The sequence below is a fragment of the Oricola sp. genome, from assembly GCF_022763245.1.
In the GTDB taxonomy this organism is placed as follows: domain Bacteria; phylum Pseudomonadota; class Alphaproteobacteria; order Rhizobiales; family Rhizobiaceae; genus Oricola.
On record NZ_JALEGV010000005.1, the window covers coordinates 284,079 to 304,716 of the forward strand.

The 20,638-nt window shown below is 65.3% G+C and carries 22 protein-coding genes; 14 read left to right on the top strand and 8 right to left on the bottom strand.

The genetic code is table 11. The features are described from left to right. The first annotated feature begins 189 nt into the window (after positions 1–189). Positions 190–1,422 carry a glutamine-hydrolyzing carbamoyl-phosphate synthase small subunit gene (gene carA / locus MRY80_RS01425; protein ID WP_293287165.1) on the top strand — a complete coding sequence of 411 codons (1,233 nt, stop codon included), beginning with the start codon at positions 190–192 and terminating at the stop codon, positions 1,420–1,422. Between the two features lie 12 nt (positions 1,423–1,434). Here the strand turns inward: carA and MRY80_RS01430 are convergent, their stop codons facing one another. Next, positions 1,435–2,076 (bottom strand): glutathione S-transferase family protein, encoded by a 642-nt coding sequence (locus MRY80_RS01430; protein ID WP_293287167.1) that lies wholly within the window; start codon positions 2,074–2,076, stop codon positions 1,435–1,437. A gap of 185 nt (positions 2,077–2,261) precedes the next feature. Here MRY80_RS01430 and MRY80_RS01435 point away from each other — a divergent pair, with 185 nt between their 5' ends. After that, the gene (locus tag MRY80_RS01435; RefSeq protein ID WP_293287169.1) at positions 2,262–3,581 is read left to right on the top strand and encodes a mechanosensitive ion channel domain-containing protein; all 1,320 of its coding nucleotides are present in this window, start codon (positions 2,262–2,264) and stop codon (positions 3,579–3,581) included. Here MRY80_RS01435 and MRY80_RS01440 read toward each other — a convergent pair. The 3 genes from MRY80_RS01440 to MRY80_RS01450 form a co-directional block, all read right to left on the bottom strand. Next, positions 3,578–4,573, bottom strand: a complete 996-nt coding sequence (locus tag MRY80_RS01440) for a LuxR C-terminal-related transcriptional regulator (RefSeq protein WP_293287171.1) — start codon at positions 4,571–4,573, stop codon at positions 3,578–3,580. The genes MRY80_RS01435 and MRY80_RS01440 overlap by 4 nt on opposite strands. A 10-nt stretch (positions 4,574–4,583) precedes the next feature. Further along, the gene (locus tag MRY80_RS01445; RefSeq protein WP_293287173.1) at positions 4,584–4,799 is read right to left on the bottom strand and encodes a hypothetical protein; all 216 of its coding nucleotides are present in this window, start codon (positions 4,797–4,799) and stop codon (positions 4,584–4,586) included. A 177-nt stretch (positions 4,800–4,976) separates the two neighbouring features. Beyond that, the gene (locus MRY80_RS01450) at positions 4,977–5,603 is read right to left on the bottom strand and encodes a DUF2937 family protein (protein WP_346433371.1); all 627 of its coding nucleotides are present in this window, start codon (positions 5,601–5,603) and stop codon (positions 4,977–4,979) included. Positions 5,604–5,720: 117 nt separating this feature from the next. Between MRY80_RS01450 and MRY80_RS01455 the strand changes: the two genes are divergently transcribed. Beyond that, positions 5,721–6,719 (top strand): aldo/keto reductase, encoded by a 999-nt coding sequence (locus MRY80_RS01455; protein ID WP_293287175.1) that lies wholly within the window; start codon positions 5,721–5,723, stop codon positions 6,717–6,719. A gap of 6 nt (positions 6,720–6,725) precedes the next feature. Here the strand turns inward: MRY80_RS01455 and MRY80_RS01460 are convergent, their stop codons facing one another. From MRY80_RS01460 to MRY80_RS01470, 3 genes are all read right to left on the bottom strand, one after another. After that, the gene (locus MRY80_RS01460; protein WP_293287177.1) at positions 6,726–7,397 is read right to left on the bottom strand and encodes a DUF2161 family putative PD-(D/E)XK-type phosphodiesterase; all 672 of its coding nucleotides are present in this window, start codon (positions 7,395–7,397) and stop codon (positions 6,726–6,728) included. 10 nt (positions 7,398–7,407) lie between these two features. Continuing rightward, positions 7,408–8,331 (bottom strand): neutral zinc metallopeptidase, encoded by a 924-nt coding sequence (locus MRY80_RS01465; RefSeq protein ID WP_293287178.1) that lies wholly within the window; start codon positions 8,329–8,331, stop codon positions 7,408–7,410. Positions 8,332–8,492: 161 nt separating this feature from the next. After that, positions 8,493–9,662 (bottom strand): MFS transporter, encoded by a 1,170-nt coding sequence (locus MRY80_RS01470; protein ID WP_293287180.1) that lies wholly within the window; start codon positions 9,660–9,662, stop codon positions 8,493–8,495. A 124-nt stretch (positions 9,663–9,786) separates the two neighbouring features. Between MRY80_RS01470 and MRY80_RS01475 the strand changes: the two genes are divergently transcribed. The 9 genes from MRY80_RS01475 (at position 9,787) to MRY80_RS01515 (ending at position 17,844) form a co-directional block, all read left to right on the top strand. Continuing rightward, complete coding sequence (locus MRY80_RS01475) at positions 9,787–10,125, top strand: helix-turn-helix transcriptional regulator (RefSeq protein WP_293287182.1); 339 nt, start codon at positions 9,787–9,789, stop codon at positions 10,123–10,125. Between the two features lie 156 nt (positions 10,126–10,281). Continuing rightward, positions 10,282–13,785 carry a carbamoyl-phosphate synthase large subunit gene (gene carB, locus MRY80_RS01480; protein ID WP_293287184.1) on the top strand — a complete coding sequence of 1,168 codons (3,504 nt, stop codon included), beginning with the start codon at positions 10,282–10,284 and terminating at the stop codon, positions 13,783–13,785. Between the two features lie 36 nt (positions 13,786–13,821). Continuing rightward, a complete protein-coding gene (locus tag MRY80_RS01485; protein WP_293287186.1) occupies positions 13,822–14,061 on the top strand; it encodes a type II toxin-antitoxin system CcdA family antitoxin in 240 nt (79 codons plus the stop codon). Then, entirely contained in the window at positions 14,061–14,354 is a 294-nt protein-coding gene (locus MRY80_RS01490) for a CcdB family protein (RefSeq protein WP_293287188.1), read from the top strand. The genes MRY80_RS01485 and MRY80_RS01490 overlap by 1 nt, the downstream gene beginning before the upstream one ends. Next, positions 14,344–14,841, top strand: a complete 498-nt coding sequence (locus tag MRY80_RS01495; protein ID WP_293287190.1) for a hypothetical protein — start codon at positions 14,344–14,346, stop codon at positions 14,839–14,841. The genes MRY80_RS01490 and MRY80_RS01495 overlap by 11 nt, the downstream gene beginning before the upstream one ends. A 185-nt stretch (positions 14,842–15,026) precedes the next feature. Beyond that, positions 15,027–15,500, top strand: coding sequence for a transcription elongation factor GreA (gene greA / locus MRY80_RS01500; RefSeq protein WP_293287192.1), 474 nt, complete (start codon positions 15,027–15,029; stop codon positions 15,498–15,500). Between the two features lie 51 nt (positions 15,501–15,551). After that, on the top strand, positions 15,552–16,637 hold the full coding sequence (locus tag MRY80_RS01505; protein ID WP_293287194.1) for a glycosyltransferase family 4 protein: 1,086 nt from the start codon (positions 15,552–15,554) through the stop codon (positions 16,635–16,637). 147 nt (positions 16,638–16,784) lie between these two features. Next, positions 16,785–17,519, top strand: coding sequence for a glycosyltransferase family 2 protein (locus MRY80_RS01510; RefSeq protein ID WP_293287196.1), 735 nt, complete (start codon positions 16,785–16,787; stop codon positions 17,517–17,519). Then, on the top strand, positions 17,512–17,844 hold the full coding sequence (locus MRY80_RS01515; RefSeq protein ID WP_293287198.1) for a lipid-A-disaccharide synthase N-terminal domain-containing protein: 333 nt from the start codon (positions 17,512–17,514) through the stop codon (positions 17,842–17,844). Before MRY80_RS01510 ends, MRY80_RS01515 begins: the two co-directional genes overlap by 8 nt. 6 nt (positions 17,845–17,850) lie before the next feature. Here MRY80_RS01515 and MRY80_RS01520 read toward each other — a convergent pair whose 3' ends face one another. Beyond that, positions 17,851–18,354, bottom strand: coding sequence for an Lrp/AsnC family transcriptional regulator (locus MRY80_RS01520; protein ID WP_293287200.1), 504 nt, complete (start codon positions 18,352–18,354; stop codon positions 17,851–17,853). A 181-nt stretch (positions 18,355–18,535) separates the two neighbouring features. On the opposite strand from MRY80_RS01520, the gene trxB reads away from it, so the two are divergent. Together trxB and MRY80_RS01530 are read left to right on the top strand one after the other, a co-directional pair. After that, positions 18,536–19,513 carry a thioredoxin-disulfide reductase gene (trxB, locus tag MRY80_RS01525; RefSeq protein WP_293287202.1) on the top strand — a complete coding sequence of 326 codons (978 nt, stop codon included), beginning with the start codon at positions 18,536–18,538 and terminating at the stop codon, positions 19,511–19,513. 25 nt (positions 19,514–19,538) lie between these two features. After that, positions 19,539–20,435 (top strand): LysR family transcriptional regulator, encoded by an 897-nt coding sequence (locus tag MRY80_RS01530; protein WP_293287204.1) that lies wholly within the window; start codon positions 19,539–19,541, stop codon positions 20,433–20,435. Positions 20,436–20,638 lie beyond the last annotated feature (203 nt).

Consider the following 20,638-nt stretch of genomic DNA (forward strand, 5'->3'; position numbering starts at 1 on the left):
AAGTGCTTTTTTATCCACAGCCATATTGTGAACACGGCTGTAACATAAAAAAGCCGTAAACCGCTGCGATCCAAAAATCACTTGACAGAAGCGTGTTTCCGGTCGTCCCGCGGTGTTTCCAGCGCGTGCATATGGTGATACACGCCCGTCACGGCAAGATGCCACCCAATCAAACATTCGAGAACCCGCATGACCGAGCCCTCCGCAGCCGCAGAACAGCACACGACCCCAGCCTGGACGATCGAGACCCCGACCGCCCTGCTCGTCCTCGCCGACGGGACGGTTCTTGAGGGCAAGGGCTTCGGCGCGACGGGCGCCGTGGAAGCGGAAGTCTGCTTCAACACCGCGATCACCGGTTACCAGGAAATCCTGACTGACCCGTCCTATGCCGGCCAGATCGTCACCTTCACCTTCCCGCATATCGGCAATATCGGCGCCAATGGCGAGGACATCGAGGATCTGACCCCGGCCCGGCGCGCCGGCGCGGTCGGCGCCGTGTTCAAGGCCGACATCACGGACCCGTCCAACTATCGCGCCGCCGAGCATCTCGACGCGTGGCTGAAGGCGCGCGGCATCATCGCGCTCGCCGGCATCGACACGCGGGCGCTCACCGCCCACATCCGCGAGCATGGCGTGCCGAACGCGGTCATCGCGCATGAACCCTCCGGCCAGTTCGACATCGACGCGCTGAAGGCCCGGGCGAAAGCCTGGTGCGGCCTCGTCGGCCTCGACCTCGCAAAGGAGGTGACCTCCGGCCAGTCATCGACCTGGGACGAGGCGCCCTGGGTCTGGGACGAGGGTTACGGCCATCACACAGTCGGCGACGGCGACATCCACATCGTCGCGCTCGACTATGGGGTGAAGCGCAACATCCTGCGTCTGTTCTCCGGTCTCGGCGCAAAGGTCACCATCCTGCCCGGCACGGCGAGTGCCGACGAGGTGCTGGCGCAGAAGCCGGACGGCATCTTCCTGTCCAACGGTCCGGGCGACCCGGCGGCGACGGGCGAATACGCTGTGCCGACCATCCAGAAGCTGCTGGAAACCGGCATTCCGGTCTTCGGCATCTGCCTCGGCCACCAGATGCTGGCGCTGGCGCTGGGCGGCAAGACCGTGAAGATGCACCAGGGCCATCACGGCGCAAACCACCCGGTCAAGGATCACACCACCGGCAAGGTGGAGATCGTGTCGATGAACCATGGCTTCGCGGTCGATGCGGCCTCGCTGCCGGACGGCGTTACCGAGACCCACGTCTCGCTGTTCGACGGGTCCAATTGCGGCCTTGCCGTCGCCGGCAAGCCGGTGTTCTCGGTGCAGCACCATCCCGAGGCCTCGCCCGGCCCGCAGGACAGCCACTACCTGTTCCGCCGCTTCGTCAACCTGATCCGCGCGAAGCGCGGCGAAGAGGCGCTTGCGGAACGTTAGGACCGCCGGCGCTCAGCCGTCCGCCGCGGCGAAATGCGCGATCTGATCGTCATACGCCTTGACGAAAGCCGGGCGGGCAGTGGCCCGTTCGACATAGGCGCGGCAGACCGGATACTCGCCCAGCCCGCCGGCCCTCTCGACGGAACGAAGCACGTCGGACATGAGGATGTCGGCGATTGAGAAATCGCCGGCGATCCACTCCCGGCCCGCCAGCGCGGTCTCCATGCGGCTGAGGCGGCCGTCGAGGAACTTCTCGAGCCCCTTGCGGCCGGGCGTCTCGGTCGTGTCGCCGGAAAATCTGAAGATCATCAGAGGCAGGCTTGCCATCTCGACGGAATTCAGCGCCGCGAAGACCCATTGGGTGACACGGGCTCGACCGGCCGGATCCTCGGGCATCAGCGCCGGACTCATGGCGCCGAGATGCAGGAGGATCGCGCCGCTTTCGAAGATCGAGACGTCCCGGTCCTGCAGCCACGGTACCTGACCGAAGGGCTGGTGCGCGAAATGCTCCGCGCTCCGCTCGGCGAAGGACACGCTTTCCACCCGATACGGCAGGCCGGCCTCTTCGAGGGCCCAGCGCACCCGCAGGTCGCGGACGAAACCGCGCGGTGCGTCCGGAACCCAGTCATAGGTGAAAAGAACAAGTTCGCTCATGCGTGTCTCCAGGGTTCGCGTGCGTGAACACCCGCCGCAACCTCCATATCGCGGCAAGCGCAGGTTGAGTTGATATCAACACAAAATACGCAAGTCAAAGGCGGTTCGGGACGTCGGCAGCCCTGCTTCGGGCGCGAAGGCACCGCCTTGCTTCCCTAATTCGCGCGATCGGCTAATCTGACAGCATGGAGAGCTACGACATTACGGACTGGGGGCAGCGGCTGGGAGATTTCGTCCGCTTTCTGCAAGGCTATGTCGCGCAGCCCTGGACGCTCTACCAGTTCGCCATCATCGTCGCCTCCTTCGGCGTCGCATATCTGCTGTCGCTTCGCATCGAACCGGCGCTGGAGGAGCGCGCGCGCCGCATCAAGGGCAATCCGGGCCTGCTTCGGATCATCATCGCCTTCATGCGCCGCACCGAATGGGCGATGTTCCTCATCTTCGTGGCGCTGGCCCGCGAGCTGATCCTGCAGACGACATGGCCGAGCCGCAGCTACATGCTGTCGCTGGCGCTGGTGCTCGGCTTCACCTGGTTTGCCGCGTCGGTGGCGACGCGCATCATCCGAAGCCGTGCGTTGGCGCGGTTCGTGGCGCTGTGCATTTTCCTCTATGTCGCCGCCGGCGTTCTGGACATCCGCGATTCGACCGCTGCGATCCTCGACGGGCTGGCCATCAATCTCGGCGAGTTCCGCCTGTCCGTGCTGTTCGTCATCAAGGCCGTGGCGGTGGTGGTCGTGCTGTTGTGGGCGGCGAGCATCCTCGGCGGATTCATCGACACAAGAATCTCGAAGACCACCGACCTGTCGCCCTCCTTCAAGGTGCTGGCCGGCAAGATGATCCGCATCGCGCTGACCGTGCTTGCCGGGATGGTCGCGCTCAACACGATCGGCATCGACCTGACCGCGCTCACCGTGTTTTCCGGCGCGGTCGGCGTCGGCATCGGCTTCGGCCTGCAGAAGGTCGTCTCCAACTTCATCTCCGGCGTGATCATCCTCGCCGACCGGTCGATCAAGCCGGGCGACACGATCGAACTCGGCGACACGTTCGGCTGGATCCGCGAGCTGCACGCCCGGTTCGTCTCCGTCATCACGCGAGACGGGCGCGAATATCTGATCCCGAACGAGGACCTGATCACCCATCAGGTCGTCAACTGGTCGTTCTCCGACATGTTCATCCGCGTGGACGTCGATTTCGGCGTTTCCTACGACAGCGACCCGCACGAGGTGACGCGCATCGCCATCGAGGCGGCCAGCACCGTGGAGCGCGTCGCCAATCACAAGAAGCCCGTTTGCTGGATGACAGCCTTCGGCTCCTCGTCGCTCGACTTCAAGCTGAGATTCTGGATCTCCGATCCGCAGAACGGCCTGACCAACATTCGCGGCCAGGTGCTGCTGGCGTTGTGGGACGCCTTCAAGGAGGCCGGCATTGCCATCCCCTTCCCGCATCGCGAGATCATCATGCGCACGCCGGTGGAGGTGGTCGACAAGTCGGGGCGGGACGATTAGCCGACGCTCAGCAGAAGCCTGACAAGGGCGGTCTGCGAACTGACGCCGGTTTTCTCGTAGAGCCGGGCCAGGTGCGTTCGCGCCGTGTTGACGCTGATCCCCAAGGCTTCTGCAGCACTCTTCAAACCCATGCCATTGGCAATGTGAAACGCCACGCGCCGCTGACCGTCGGACAGCCCGAAAACCATCTGGGCGACCGAGAGCCGATGATCCAGCGAGCCGTCGCTGTCGAATGTGAGGTATGTCGTGCAGTCGCGGACCGAGACATGCACGACCGCGACGCCGCCATCATCCGTGTCGCCCAGCACGGCCGGGTATCGGAAGGGCCCGCCTGTTTGGTCGCCGAAGCGGCGAAGCTCGAAGAAACCGTGATAACGGCCCGCCTGCGCGATGGCCGCCTGCAGCGTCCGGTCCCACTCCCTGCGACGTGCCCGCACCCGCCCCGTAGACACGGTCAGAAGCGGGTGGTCCTTCAGTTTCTCCAGCGTCTCCGGACTTGCCCACAAGACACGACCATTCGCGTCAACGGACAGCGTGTCCTTCTCGGCCTTGTCGTGACGCAATTCGACGAATGAGGAATAGGCGATCTTCCAGCTCCCCTTGTCGCGTTCGAGGATGCGCGTTTCGAAACACTCCCACGTGGCGCCGGCCCGGTTCTCCGCCCATTGATCGTAGACGACCCACGCCGTGTTGCCGTCGATCGATATCTGGAGATTGTCCTTGCGAAACCGGACCATGTCGCAGCCGAGGTCGTTCTCGAGAACATGCTTCATGTCGGCCGCGATTGCCGGCCAGCCGCTTTCGACGCTCAGCCCCGTGCGGGCGTTGACGCACATGGAGTGCGCCCGGTCGTCCTGGACCCAGCATTTCGCCCAGGCTTCGAAGTCGCCGTCGACGAATGCCTGCGTCTCGGCGTGAATCACCGCGGCGATCGCGGTCTCCTCATCAGCGGCGCCGGATGTCGAAACAGGGAAGGCAACGGCTTCGGCCATGCGGTTCATGCTAGCCCCGTTGCGCTTCCGGCGCAAAGACGACCGCTCGGTGCCGCCGGGTGCGAAGCCCGATCCACGCCTCGGTCAAACGGGCGCGCAGCCGAGAGAGACGCCAGAACACGTTCGGGCCATGCAGGTCGTAAAAGGCATCTACTTCGGATTGGCCGGTCTTGCTGGCGTGATGTTCCTGGAATGCCTGACCTGAAAGGAAAAGCGTCGGGTCCATTGTCGGCTCCTGGGTTCGGTGAAGTTTCCGAACACAGGATGCGCCAGCCAACGCGGTTCGTTCGTCATGCGAAACGACCACAGAAGGCATTTTCTCTCGAACAGCCGTTCCGACCGGCAGAGCACGATGGCGGGAGTGCCGCTAAGGCCCTCCTGACCGCGTTTGCAAGGACACCCGCTAGCGACGCGGGTGACGATGCCCTTCAGCCACCGGATCGTCCGGATCGACGGCGATCTCCGGCGCGTCGCCGGCAGCCACGGCCATGGGCGCGGCATCGCCCTGACGGGTCGCGGCAACACCGCGCCTGCGCGACGAACCGGCGAGCCCCCTGCCCGCCTTGCGTCCGCCCTGCGCCAGCAACAAGGCGATCACGAAGCCGATGCCGGCCCAGATGAAGCCGGTCGCCGTCACCGGGACGCCCGGGCGGAAATCCTGCCACGCGCCCTTCACCAGTTCGGCGTCGCTCTCGCCGAACATCGCGATCGGCAGGGCCGGCTCCGGCCAGCTCTCAAAACGGTCGGCCTGACGCTCCAGCGTGTCGAAGCGATGGATCGTCTTGGTCATCGACGCGCCGCGGTCCCGCAGGAAATCATCCGAGGAGGCGCGGTAGGAAGACAGCGCCTGCGCCCGGGAGAGGCCGTTGCGCGCGGCGTCGGCCTCGAAATCGGCGACGATGGCGCGCAGTTCCTGCAGGGCGCCACCGAGGCGCTGTCGATATTGCTGCGTGAACTCCGGCGCCTGGGACGTCACCACGCCGCCGGCGACGCCGACGGCGACCACCAAGGTTCGAGCAAACCAGACCATGCATCCATCCCCATCCAATCCGCAGCTTTCCTTCTACAGGCGGCCGAGAAAAATTGCACGACAAGGTTGCGGGTCGCGCCGCCCGGCGCGATGATCGGCGCCGTTGGAGGCACTCACATGAAAACCATACGTTTGGGAAAGGACGGCCCCGCCGTCTCGCGACTGGGGCTCGGCTGCATGGCCATGGCCGGCACCTACGGTCCGCCGGACCATTCCGAAAGCATCGCCACGATCCAGGCCGCGCTCGACGCGGGCGTCACGCTGATCGACACCGGCGATTTCTACGGCATGGGCTCCAACGAGATGCTGATCGGCGAGGCCGTGAAGGGGCGCCCCCGCGACAGTTTCAAGGTCAGCGTCAAGTTCGGCGCGCTACGCAGTCCGGACGGCGCCTGGAACGGCTATGACGCGCGCCCGGCGGCCGTGAAGAACTTCCTCGCCTACACGCTGACGCGCCTCGGCCTCGACCATATCGACATCTACCGTCCGGCCCGTCTGGACCCCAACGTGCCGATCGAGGAGACGGTCGGCGCGATCAGAGATCTCATCGACGCCGGTTACGTGCGGCATGTGGGACTGTCGGAAGTCGGGCCGGAGACGATCCGCCGGGCCGCGGCCGAGGCGCCGATCAGCGACCTGCAGATCGAGTATTCGCTGGTGTCGCGCGGGATCGAGGACGCGATCCTGCCGATCTGCCGGGAACTCGGCATCGGCGTCACCGCCTACGGCATCCTCTCGCGCGGCATGTTCGGCGGGGCCTGGACACCGGGTTCGGCGGGCGCGCGCAAGGGCGACATCCGCTCGCGCATGCCGCGCTACGAGGCCGACAACGCCGAACGCAACTTCGCGCTGGTGGAGGCACTGCGCGGGGTCGCGCAGGCCCGCGGTTTGACGGTCGCGCAAGCCGCTATCGCCTGGGTCGCGGCGCAGGGCGACGACATCGTGCCGCTGATGGGGCCACGCACCATGGCGCAACTGACGGATTCGCTCGGCGCGGCGGACGCTGAACTGACGCCCGCCGATCTCGCCGAGATCGAGGCGGCAGTGCCGAAGGGCGCCATCGCCGGCGCGCGCTACAATGCCCCGCAGATGGCGATGCTCGACAGCGAGAGCTGACGCCGCCTATTGCGGCACAGCGTCGGAAGCAACGGCTTCCCGGCCCTTCGGCGTGAGCTGGTAGATGCCGCGATCGACGCGTTCGAACCAGCCATAGTGATCGTCGGCCATGATCGGTCGGGCGCGGGCGACACCGGTCGCCTTCGCCACCTCCGAGGCCTTGGCGGGGCCCGCGGCGAGCAGGAAGACGGCGATGCGCATCGCGTCCTGCCGATAGGCCGTGACGATGGTGGTGCGCGTCGAGCCGCCCTGGTTGGGATCGCCGATACGGCGGGCGAATTCGCGCAGCAGCCTGTCCGACTTCGGCCTCGACTTGCGCGGCGCGTAGGGCCCGGGATCGAGGTGGATCTCGCAGAACCCGTCCTCCATGCGCACGCTGATCAGGCCGAGACCGAGACGGCGGCAGAGTTTCATGTTGGATTTCAGCGCCGACAGGAAGGCGCGGCCCTTGCCGCGCGGGGCCGCGACATAGACCGCGTCGCTGATCGCCAGCCGGTCGATCGCCTGGTGGAACAGCGACAGGGTGAAGCCGGTCTTCAGTTCGACGATCACAGGCGGCTCGTCGCCGCGCACCGCCATGACGTCGCAGGCGCCGATCTCGGATTTGACCTCGTAACCCTGGGCCTCCAGCAGCGCCTTGACCGGGGGATAGAGGTCGGTCTCCTTCAGCTTCGCCACGCCGCCGGCGTCACACCGGGTTGTTGAAGGTGTCGCAGTCGGTCAGCTTGCCGGACTGGAAGCCGCGATTGAACCATTCGCGCCGCTGTGCGGAGGTGCCGTGGTTGAAGCTCTCGGGCACGACATAGCCCTGAGTGCGGCGCTGGATCGCGTCGTCGCCGATCTGGGTCGCGGCGTTCAGCGCCTCCTCCAGGTCGCCTTGCTCGAGCAGGCCCTCCTTGGCGTAATAGTGGCCCCAGATGCCGGCGAAACAGTCGGCCTGCAATTCCACGCGCACCGACATGGCGTTGGCCTCGGCGGCGCTCATGGTGCGGCGCAGCCGGTTGAACTCGGGCAGCACGCCGATGATGTTCTGGACATGGTGGCCGACCTCGTGGGCGACGACATAGGCCTGCGCGAAATCGCCCGACGCCTTGAAGCGCCGCGCCAGTTCGTCGAAAAAGTCCAGGTCAAGATAGAGCTTGTTGTCGCCCGGGCAGTAGAACGGGCCCGACGCCGCGCTGGCGAAACCGCAGGCCGAGCGGACCTGGCCCTCGAACAGGACGAGGATCGGCTCGGGATATTTCTTGCCATTGGCCTCGAAAACGCCGCCCCAGACATCCTCGGTTTCGGCGAGCACGGTGGCGACGAATTGCGTCATCTCGTCATTGCGCGTGGTGCCGGTCGGGGCCTGCGTGGTCTGGGTCCGCGGCAGCATCTGGTCGAGAGAGCCGGACCCGCCGCCCGCCAGGATAGCCAGCGGGTCGATACCGAGGAAGCGAAGGCCGAAGAACAGGATGACGAGGATCACGATCCCGCCGATGCCACCCCCGCCGGTGCGCACCGTGCGGCCGGTCGACGGGATGCGGACGCGCGGGCGCGCGGAGGTGCGACGCGTGCGGGTGCCGCGCATGTCCTGAATATTGGTGCTCTGGCGGCGGCCTTCCCAACGCATGATCTTCTCCCGACACGATTGCTGCATCTTTGGCGCATCGAGGTGCAAGCATCAAGACACGGCCCGTCGGAGAGACAACCTCCGAACCGCCACAATCGTTCCCGGCGCGCCGGAAGGCCGTCGGCAGCGGAGGCCGAACCCAGGCTCTGTGCGCCTCACCCTCAGGCGGGATGCGAACGCCGGCGCAGGACGTCGGCGGCGAGGGTCGCCAGCGTGACGAGCAGGACGCAGACGCTGACGACGGGCAGCCATTTCGCCTCGGCCACGGCGAGGAGCTGGGCGCCGATCAGGCCGCCGGACGCGATCCCCAGATAGATCACCGAGGCGTGCAGCGGCATCGTCAGGTGCAGCAGTTGCGGGGCGGCCGCGACCAGCCGGCTGGTCTGGGCCGACGGGAAGCTCCAGCCGACCAGCCCCCAGGGAAACATCAGGATCGTGAGCATGATGGCCGCCATGCGCGACGGCAGAAGACCGAGGGTCAGCGCGATGGCGGTCGCCAGTGTCAGCGCGCCGAGAATGGCGATCACCACCGTCCTGGTGGCGCCCAGCCGGTCGCCCAGCCAGCCGGCAAGCGCGTTTCCGGTGACCGCGCCGACACCGAAGACGAGCAACAGCAGGGGCACGGTGTCGCGCGACATGCCCGCGCCCTCCATGGCCAGCGGTGCCATGTAGGCGATCAGGGTGAAGTTGGCCGACACGTAGAGCCAGCTGACGGCGAGCGCAGGCAGGACGCCCGGATGGCCGATAGCAAGCACGCGCTCGCCCAGCGACAGGCGCATGCCGGCAATGTCGTGCGGCAGGCGGAACCAGAGGATGACGAGGCAGGTCATCGCCAGCGCCGCGACGAACAGGAAAGTGAAGCGCCAGCCGACCAGGTTTCCGATCAGCGCGCCGAGCGGCGCGCCGAAGGCGACGGCGAAAGTGGTCCCGGCGATGACGATCGAGACCGCCCTCGCCCGGCGCTGCGGGTCCGACAGCGCAACGGCCGTGGCCTGTGCGGTGGAGGCGAAGAGCCCGGTGAAGGCGCCCATGACGATCTGTGCGAGCATCAGCATCGTGTAGGACCCGGCGGAGGCCGCGGCGAGATTGGCGACCATGAACGCGATCAGCGCCATGCCGATGACGCGGCGCCGGTCGATCGTGCCCGTCACGGTCGCCAGAACCGGCGTGCCGATGGCGTAGGACAACGAGAAGGCTGTCATCAGGAGGCCCGCCTGCGAGACGCTGACGCCGACGCTGTCGGCGATCAGCGGCAGCAGCCCGGCGAAGACAAAAGCGACCGTGGAGGTGGCGAAAGCGCCGACCGCCAGCCAGATGAGGCGAGGATCCATTGGGGGTCTCTTGGAATGAGGTGTCTTGGGAAGACTTGTTCAAGAATTCTTGAACCATTGAACATTCTGAGGCAGGATGTCAATCACCATGGGAACGCCGTCAGCGAAGGGAGGCGCTGCACGCATGCATATTGCCCATCCCGCAAGGGACCAGATCGAACTCGCCGCCGTGCTGGCCGCGCTCGGCGACCCGACACGGCTCGCCATCCTCGTCGAACTGGCGCGCAGCGGCGCCCGCTCGCTGCCCTGCGGCGCCTTTTGCCATCTCGGCTCCAAGACGCGGCTGAGCTACCATTTTGCGCGTTTGCGCGAGGCGGGCATCACCCACACCGAAATCTGCGGCACCAACCGTCTGGTAAGCCTGCGGCGCGGCGACCTCGACGCGCTGTTTCCGGGACTGATCGACGCGGTGCTGGCGGCAGCGTCCGAGCCTGAGCTGCGTATCGCAACCATCCACAGCTGAGCGCAATCAGCGAAGGGTTTGCGTTGAATTTTCCGCCGCAGGGGGTTCCGCCATCGGGCGCTTTACCCTATAGGCCCGGTCTAGCCTGAAAAACGAGAATCTGAGCACCGGATGAGCCAAGTTCATCCGGTCATTTTGCACGAACCGGACTGACCCATGCCCAAACGTACTGACATCGACACCGTCCTCATCATCGGCGCGGGGCCGATCGTCATCGGGCAGGCCTGCGAATTCGACTATTCCGGCACCCAGGCCTGCAAGGCGCTGAAGGAGGAAGGCTACCGGATCGTCCTGGTCAATTCGAACCCGGCGACGATCATGACCGATCCGGACCTCGCCGACGCCACCTATATCGAGCCGATCACGCCGGAAGTCGTCGCCAAGATCATCGCCAAGGAACGCTCCGAGCGGCCGGACGAGACCATGGTGCTGCTGCCGACCATGGGCGGCCAGACCGCGCTCAACACGGCGCTGTCGCTGCAGCAGATGGGCGTTCTGGAAAAATACGATGTCGAGATGATCGGCGCCAAGCCGGAAGCCATCGACAAGGCGGAAGACCGCAAGCTGTTCCGCGAGGCGATGGAGCATATCGGGCTGGAATGCCCGCGCTCGGTGCTGGTCAACGCCTCCGGCATCAAGGACGCCGACCGCAAGGCGCATGAGACACGGCGCGCCGAATTGAAGGCCGCGCTCTCCGGCGCGGAACTGGACGCGGCGCTCGACGCGCTGGAACAGGAATGGCGCGACGGCACCTCCGACCGCAAGCAGCGCTACATGAACCACGCCATGGGCCTCGCGGCCCAGGCGCTGGACGAGGTCGGCCTGCCGGCGATCATCCGCCCGTCTTTCACGCTGGGCGGCACCGGCGGCGGCATCGCCTACAATCGCAGCGAATTCTTCGAGATTGTCGAAAGCGGCCTCGATGCCTCGCCGACGACCGAAGTACTGATCGACGAGAGCGTGCTCGGCTGGAAGGAGTACGAGATGGAGGTCGTCCGCGACAAGGCGGACAACTGCATCATCATCTGCTCGATCGAGAACGTCGATCCGATGGGCGTGCACACCGGCGATTCCATCACCATCGCCCCTGCCCTGACGCTGACCGACAAGGAATACCAGGTCATGCGCAACGCCTCGATCGCGGTGCTGCGCGAGATCGGCGTGGAGACGGGCGGCTCGAACGTGCAGTTCGCGGTGAGCCCTGAGACGGGCCGCCTCGTCGTCATCGAGATGAACCCGCGCGTGTCGCGGTCTTCCGCGCTGGCGTCGAAGGCGACAGGCTTCCCGATCGCCAAGGTCGCCGCCAAGCTCGCCATCGGCTACACGCTGGACGAACTCGACAACGACATCACCGGCGGTGCGACACCGGCCTCCTTCGAGCCGTCGATCGACTACATCGTCACCAAGATCCCGCGCTTCGCCTTCGAGAAATTTCCAGGCGCTGAGCCCACCCTGACGACCGCCATGAAATCCGTCGGCGAAGTGATGGCGATCGGCCGGACCTTCCCCGAATCGCTGCAAAAGGCGCTGCGCGGGCTTGAAACGGGCCTGACCGGCCTCGACGAGATCGAGATCCCCGGGCTCGGCGAAGGTGACGACAAGAACGCCATTCGCGCGGCCATCGGAACGCCGACGCCGGACCGGCTGCGCATGGTGGCGCAGGCCTTCCGCCTCGGCTTCACCATCGACGAGGTGCATGCAGGCTGCCAGATCGACCCGTGGTTCCTCGCCCAGATCAAGGCGATCGTCGACATGGAGGCGCGCATCCGCGCCCATGGCCTGCCGAGTGACGCCATCAATCTGCGCATGCTGAAGGCGATGGGCTTTTCCGACCAGCGGCTGGCGACGCTCGGCGGCAAGTCGGAGAAGGACGTCGCGCAGCTTCGCCACGCACTGGAAGTGCGGCCGGTGTTCAAGCGCATCGACACCTGCGCGGCCGAATTCGCTTCGCCGACAGCCTACATGTACTCCACCTACGAGACGCCCTTCGCCGGCCAGCCGGCCAATGAGGCGCAGATCTCCGACCGTCGGAAGGTCGTCATCCTCGGCGGCGGGCCGAACCGGATCGGCCAGGGCATCGAGTTCGACTATTGCTGCTGTCACGCGGCCTTCGCCCTCAGGGACGCCGGCTTCGAAGCGATCATGATCAACTGCAACCCGGAGACGGTGTCGACCGATTACGACACCTCGGACCGGCTCTATTTCGAGCCACTGACCGCCGAGGACGTGATGGAGATCCTGAAGCTGGAACAGCAGAAGGGCGAACTGCTCGGCGTGATCGTGCAGTTCGGCGGCCAGACGCCGCTGAAGCTCGCCAACGCGCTGGAAAAGGCCGGCATTCCGATCCTCGGCACTTCGCCGGACATGATCGATCTCGCTGAGGACCGCGACCGGTTCCAGAAGCTCCTGATCAAGCTGGACCTGACGCAGCCGAAGAACGGCATCGCCTATTCGGTGGAACAGTCGCGCATGGTCGCCGCCTCGCTCGGCTATCCGCTGGTGGTGCGCCCGTCCTACGTGCTGGGCGGCCGGGCGATGCAGATCATCCGCGACGACGAGGGCCTGAGCTCCTACCTGCTCGGCACCGTCCCGGAGCTCATCCCCGAGGACATCAAGGCACGCTATCCCAACGACAAGACGGGTCAGATCAACACGCTGCTCGGCTCCAATCCGCTGCTGTTCGACACCTATCTGACCGACGCGATCGAGGTGGATGTCGACTGCCTGTGCGACGGCACCGATGTCTATGTCTCCGGCATCATGGAGCATATCGAGGAAGCCGGCATCCATTCCGGCGATTCGGCCTGTTCGCTGCCGGTGCACACGCTCGGCGCGGAGATCGTCGCCGAATTGGAACGCCAGACGAAGGCGCTGGCCAAGGCGCTCAATGTCGGCGGCCTGATGAACGTCCAATACGCCATCAAGGATGGCGAGGTTTACGTGCTGGAGGTCAATCCGCGCGCCTCGCGCACCGTGCCCTTCGTCGCCAAGACGATCGGGCTTCCGATCGCCAAGATCGCCGCGCGCGTGATGGCCGGCGAGATGCTCGATCCGGCGATCGGCAATTACGGCGCTCGGCGCGAGGTGAATTCGCTGAACCACATCGCCGTGAAGGAAGCGGTCTTCCCCTTCTCCAAATTCCCGGGCGTCGACACGCTGCTCGGCCCGGAGATGCGGTCGACCGGCGAGGTGATGGGGCTCGACCACGATTATGCGGTCGCCTTCGCCAAGGCGCAGCTCGGCGCAGGTGCGGAACTGCCGAAATCGGGCGCGGTGTTCATCTCCGTCAAGGACAGCGACAAGGAACGCATCCTGCCGACGGCGAAGCTGTTCGTGGAACTCGGCTTCACCATCGTCGCGACCGGCGGGACCCAGCGCTATCTGGCGGACATGGGCGTGCCGGCGACCAAGATCAACAAGGTGCTGGAAGGCCGCCCGCATATCGAGGACGCGATCCGCAACCGGCAGGTGCAGCTCGTGATCAACACGACGGAAGGCAAGAAGGCGTTCGCCGATTCCAAGCCGCTGCGCCGCGCCGCGCTGATGAACAAGGTCCCCTATTTCACCACCATGGCCGGCTCGATCGCCTGCGGCGAAGCCATCCAGGCGCTCACGAAGGGCGAATTGCAGGTACGGCCGCTGCAGAGCTATTTCGAGTAATTTGACCAGGATTATTCATGCGCATATCTTATGCGCATGAACGAGAGCAAACCGATCAAGCGCAGCAGCGCGAACCTGTCGGTGTCTTCCGACCTCATCGCCGAGGCGAAGGCGCTCGACATCAACCTGTCGCGCGCGGCGGAAGACGGGATCTCGAAGGCGGTTCGGGAAGAAAAAACCCGCCGCTGGAAGGAAGACAACGCCGAGGCGATCGCGGACTGGAACCGCTGGGTCGCCGAACACGGTTTGCCGCTCGCCAAATACCGCATGTTCTGATGGCGCGCTACGACGTCCATCCCTTCGATGGCGCCTACGCGCTGGATGTCCAGTCCGAAATCGTGGACATGTTCGAGACGCGCACGGTGGTACCGCTGTTGCCGAGAGGCGTCGTGCCCACCGCGCTGCCCCGCCTCCATCCCGTGTTCAAGATCGAGAACGTGGAATACACGATGGCGACACACTTCGTCGCGGCGGTTCCCAAGACAGCGCTGAAACCTCGAGTCGCCAATCTCGCGCACGAACACGACCGGATCGTCGCCGCGCTCGACATGCTGTTCCATGGCTTTTGACGATCCTGCCACGCGCGACGATTTCGGCTATCATGATCCGGGCCTGGGCACGCTGCGGGACGACTGGAACATCGAGGCGTGGTGCGGACGGCTCGACTACGACGGCGATCACTGCGACCTGACCCTCTACGAGACCGAGGCGGACGGATTTCCCGATGCCGATCCGAGGCCGTCGGGCCTTGGCCGGCTGCGCGATGTGCAGGCGCGGATGACGACGCATTTCCTGCCGCGCGCCATCGAGGCCGTGATCGCCGCGCGCACGGCCCGGCTGAACTGGCGGGACGGGCCGCCGGCGGATCGCTGGGGGCCGGTCGAAGTGGCGGTGGAAACCGACAATTCGCTCTGGCTTTCGGTCTATGAGGGCGAGACGGACGAGTATTCCCTGTGGATCGTCGCCTTCGACGATTCCGATCTGCCAAGAGAGGTCCGGCGGACATCCTATGTGGCCGCGCAGACGCGTCTGTCACAGGCCGGCAGAATGGTGTGAAACGCGGCGCTCGGCACAACTTCGCCCCCATGATCGCCCCTTTGCAAGCGTTGCGATTTGGGCCTATAGTCGCCCGCTGAAGACGTGGCGGTTCCTGAGCGTTCGCTCCGGGGGCCGTTTTGTTTTGTGCTCCGGCGGAACGCGCGCCGGGCCGCACTTGGGGCCAAGAAGAAGGAACGGGCCAAATGGATAAAGCGCCGATGACCGCGAACGGATTCGCGTCCCTCAAGGAGGAGTTGCGCTGGCGCCAGCAGGAAGAACGCCCACGGATCATCGAGGCGATCTCGGAAGCGCGTGCGCATGGCGACCTCTCCGAAAACGCGGAATACCATGCCGCCAAGGAAGCGCAGTCCCACAACGAGGGCCGCATCGCCGAGTTGGAAGACCTGATCAGCCGCGCCGAGGTGATCGACATCTCCAAACTGTCGGGCTCACGCGTGAAGTTCGGCGCCACCGTGACGCTGGCCGACGAGGACACCGACGAGGAGAAGGTCTACCAGATCGTCGGCGACCAGGAAGCCGACGTGAAGGCCGGGCGCATCTCGATCTCTTCGCCGATCGCGCGCGCGCTGATCGGCAAGGACGAAGGCGATTCCGTCGAGGTGCAGGCGCCGGGCGGCGCGCACAGCTACGAAATCGTCAAGGTCACATGGATCTGACGCATCCGCGTACGCATCGCTGAAAACCCGTCTTGGTGAAAAACCGGCCCCATGGCTCCCCGTTACGTCCCGGTGTCGGACACTGAAGTGATCGCAACGAATTTCGCCAGGCGCAATTCGGGCGGCACGACGGCGGTCATCCAGCTGGTGCCTGAGCAGGCCAAGACGCTCAAGATCGCCGTGCTCGGCCAGTTGCTGACCGACAAGGTTCCGCGGCTGCGGCTTCGCCTTCGTGACCTGCCGGCGCTGTGGCGCCGGCCGAAGGCCAGGCCGTTTCGCATCTATCACTGCCGCCGCAACAACGAGATGATCTTCGGCATGATCCTGCGCGACGTGCTGCGCATGCCGATCCGGCTGATCTTCAACTCCGCCGCGCAGCGCGATCACAAGCCGGCGACCAAGTGGATGATCCGCCGCATGGACGCTGTGATCGCCACGAGCCGGGAATCCGGCAGTTACCTCAAGGTGCCCCACACCGTGGTCATGCACGGCACCGACATCGAGCGCTTCCATCCGCCCGTGTCGCCCGAGGACGATTTCGCCGCTGCCGGTCTGCCGGGCAAATACTGCGTCGGCTGCACCGGCCGGATCCGCCACCAGAAAGGCACCGACCTTTTCGTCGACGCGATGATCGCGCTGCTGCCGCGCCATCCCAACTGGACAGCGGTCATCACCGGGCAGATCACCTCCGACAACACGGCGTTTGCGGACGAGCTCAAGCAGCGCATCCGCGCGGCGGGGCTCTCCGAGCGCATCGTCTTTCTGGGCGAAGTGCCGGATATCGCCCGCTGGTATCGCCGCATGCATCTCTTCGTCGCTCCGTCGCGCAACGAAGGTTTCGGCCTCACGCCGCTGGAAGCGATGGCATCACAGACCCCGGTCGTCGCCAGCACCGCCGGCTCCTATCGCGCGATGATCCGCGAGGGCGTCAACGGATCGATCTTCCCGGCCGGTGATCTCGAAGCGCTGACCGCCAGGCTGGAGCCGTATTTCGCCGACCCGGACATGGCCGCGCGCCACGGTGACGCTGCGCTCGACGTCGTGCGCGCGGACTTCTCGCTCGCCGCCGAGGCAAGCGGCATCCGCGAGGTCTATTACGCCTTGTGGGCGAGCGCGGCGCCGGGCCTTGCAAAGTAGACGCGGCGCAAAGCCCTCGATACGGCTCGCGCGGGCCGGCAAGACACCTTTCTATCCGGAATTCCACGGTATATGAGGGGCGGGTCCGGCGGCGTTCAGCATTGCCGCCGGCATCTTGAACCTCAGAGCCGGACGCTGTTGATCCCGATGTCACCACCTTCAGTCTCAATCGTCATTCCGTGCCGAAACGAAGCCGAGAACCTGCCGATCCTGCTGGACGAAATCCGTACCGCGATGCAGGGCCGCGACTACGAGGTGATCGTGGTCAATGACGGCTCGACCGACGGCACCGCCGACGTCCTTGCGCAGGAAGCGGCACGGCCCGACTTCACGCTCCGCCATCTGCGCCACGACCGTTCGAGCGGTCAGAGCCTGGCGCTTCGATCCGGGGCGTTTGCGGCACGCGGCGAGATCGTGGCGACCATCGACGGCGATTGCCAGAACGACCCGCAATACATTCCCGTGCTGATCGACGCGCTGGTCGGAGCTGGCGCGGAAACCGGCATTGCCGCAGGGCAGCGTCTCAAGCGCCGCGATTCGAAGGCCAAGCAGTTGGCCTCGCGCTTCGCCAACTGGCTGCGCGGCTCGATCCTGAAGGACAATACGCGCGATTCAGGCTGCGGGCTGAAGGCCGTGCGCAGCGACATCATGCGACGCCTGCCCTTCTTCAACGGCACGCATCGCTTCCTGCCGGCGCTGGTCATCCAGGAAGGCTACGGCGTCGTTCACTGCGACGTCGTCGACCGGTCGCGGCGGCACGGACAATCGAATTACGGGATCATGGACCGGGGCCTGCGCGGCGCGCTCGACCTCGCCGGCGTCTGGTGGCTGGGACGGCGACGCAAGGTCGTGCCGCGCGTGGAGGAAATCACCCATGGCTGAGTTCGTGCACGCGCTTCTGGCCTGGTTGAACGACGTCTTCGTCCAATCCTTCGACGCCTGGGTGGCGCTCGGTTTCATCGCGCAGATCTGCTTCACCATGCGGTTCGTGGTCCAGTGGATCGCGTCTGAACGTGCGAAGCGCTCTGTCATGCCGATCGCGTTCTGGTTCTTCTCGCTGGCCGGCGGAAGCCTGCTCCTGATCTACGCCATCCAGCGCAAGGATCCGGTCTTCATCGCCGGACAGGGGTTCGGCCTGATCGTCTATGTCCGCAATCTCTGGCTCATCGCCAACGAGTACAAGGCCGCCCTGCCCAATCCGGATTGAGGCCGCTCAGGCCGCACCCGCATTCGACGCGTCTTCGGCGTCGAAGGCGATCAGCCCTTCATCCTTGACCTTGCGAATCGTCAGCGCGGAACGCACCGTGTCGACATTGTCGCTGGCGGTCAGTTCCTCCAGCACGAAACGCTGGAAGGTGCTGAAATCGGGCGCGACGCAATGCAGCAGGAAGTCGCTCTCGCCGGACACCATCCAGGCCTCGCGCACCAGCGGCCAATGCTCGGTCAGGGCGGCGAAGGCCTTCAGTTCGGCGTCTGACTGGTGGTGCAGGCCGACCAGACAGAAGGCGACGATCTCGCGGCCCAGCTTCGCTGCATCCAGGACGGCGCGGTAGCGCGCGATGACGCCCGCCTCTTCCAGGCGGCGCACGCGGCGCAGACAGGGCGGCGCCGACACGCCGACCCGGCTTGCGAGCTCGACATTGGTCATGCGCCCGTCATCCTGCAACTCGCGCAGGATGGCGAGATCGATGGAATCGAGTTCGAGGGCGTCCTTCATGGCAAGAGGAATATGGCCTGCCGCCGAAAGCCGCAACAGGAATGGACGGCTTTGCGCCTTTCGCGCCGCCCGAACGCTCTCTTCGCGCGCGACGGACTTGCGCCACGGAGGCCACGCACCTTAATAACGCTTGGAAATCACGGATACGCGGACAGGCGTCCGCATGCTATAAGGTGGACCCATGACGACTACGAAACACAGCCCGGTGCTGATCATCGGATCGGGACCGGCCGGCTATACCGCCGGCATCTACACCGCGCGCGCCATGCTGAGCCCCGTCCTCGTCGCCGGCATGGAACAGGGCGGCCAGCTGATGATCACCACCGATGTGGAGAACTATCCCGGCTACGCCGAACCCGTCATGGGCCCGTGGATGATGGAACAGATGCTGGAGCAGGCGAAGAACGTCGGCACCGAGGTCATCAACGACGTCATCACCGAGGTCGATCTGGACGCGCGCCCGTTCCGGGCCGTCGGTGACAGCGGCACGATCTACACCGCCGACGCACTGATCATCGCCACCGGCGCACAGGCCAAGTGGCTCGGCATCGACAGCGAGAAGACCTACATGGGCTACGGCGTTTCGGCCTGCGCCACCTGCGACGGCTTCTTCTATCGCGGCAAGGACGTCATCGTCGTCGGCGGCGGCAACTCGGCGGTGGAGGAATCGCTCTATCTCGCCAATCTCGCCAAGTCTGTGACGCTGGTGCATCGCCGCAACGAATTGCGCTCGGAAAAGATCCTGCAGGAGCGCCTCTTCGCCAAGGAGAACGTGACCATCCTGTGGGACACGGTGATCGACGAGATTCTCGGCGCGAAGACCAACCCTGCCCTGCCCGCCGCCGTCAACGGCGCGCGGCTGAAGAACGTCAAGACGGGCGAGACGACCGAGATGGCGGTCGACGGCGTGTTCGTGGCCATCGGTCACGCGCCTGCGGTCTCGCTCTTCGAGGGCAAGCTGAAGACGAAGCCGAACGGCTATCTGTGGACCGCGCCTGATTCGACGGCGACCAATGTGCCCGGCGTGTTCGCCGCCGGCGACGTGACCGACGACATCTATCGCCAGGCCGTCACCGCCGCGGGCATGGGCTGCATGGCGGCGCTTGAAGTGGAACGCTATCTCGCGGCGCAGGACGCGGAACTGCAGGCGGCCGAATAGGCCGCCCGCATCGGGGGAGACGGGGATGCCGCTCGACTGGGACAAATTGCGCGTGTTTCATGCCGCCGCCGAGGCCGGGTCGTTCACCCATGCCGGCGAGACGCTGCACATGTCGCAATCGGCCGTCAGCCGCCAGGTCTCCGCACTCGAGCACGAGGTCGGCGTCGCGCTGTTCAACCGCCACGCGCGCGGGCTGGTGCTGACGGAACAGGGCGAATTGCTGTTCCGCACGGCCAACGAGGTCTTCGTCAAGCTGGAGACGGTGCGCGCGCAACTGTCCGAATCGACCGAGCGCCCCTCCGGCCAGTTGCGGGTGACGACGACGGTCGGTCTCGGCTCCGGCTGGCTGACCTATCGCGTGCAGGATTTCCTGGAGCTCTATCCTGAAATTCAGCTGCACCTGATGCTGTCGAACGAGGAACTCGACCTCAACATGCGGCAGGCGGATTGCGCGATCCGGCTGCGCGCGCCGTCACAGCCCGACCTGATCCAGCGCAAGCTGTTCACGGTGCATTTCCACGTCTATGCCTCGCCGGCCTATGTGAACAAGCATGGCCGACCGGAGAAGCCCGAGGATCTCGACAACCACCGGATCATCGGCTTCGCCGAGCCCGCACCTGCCTATCTGATGGAAATGCGCTCGTTCCTGACGCTCGGGCGCCCTGACGGCAAGCCGCGGGTTCCGGTTCTCGACATCAACTCGATCATGTCGATCAAGCGGGCCGTTCAGCGCGGCATCGGCATCGCCATGTTGCCGGACTACGCCGTTGAGCGAGACGCAGGGCTCGTGCAGTTGCTCGTCGATACCGAACTGCCGGCCTTCGACACCTACTTCGTGTACCCGGAAGCCTTGCGCAACAGCGCCAAACTGCAGGCTTTCCGTGATTTCCTGATTTCCAAGGCGCGTAGCTGGGCCTACTGAGCGCCGTCACGAATCTCGCATTGTGCGACGAACCGCTCTCCGAGCTATGCACTCAATGCATAGGTGCAATGCACAAGAGTACATTGTGTTCATGCGGCTCCGCCAGCATATTGGTCTTGTCAAGAACGAGCCGTATCCTCCTCCCACGGACGTTCGAGATTTCGAATGAGAAGGCTATCCTCCTCCCAGCCTTCCCATGACCA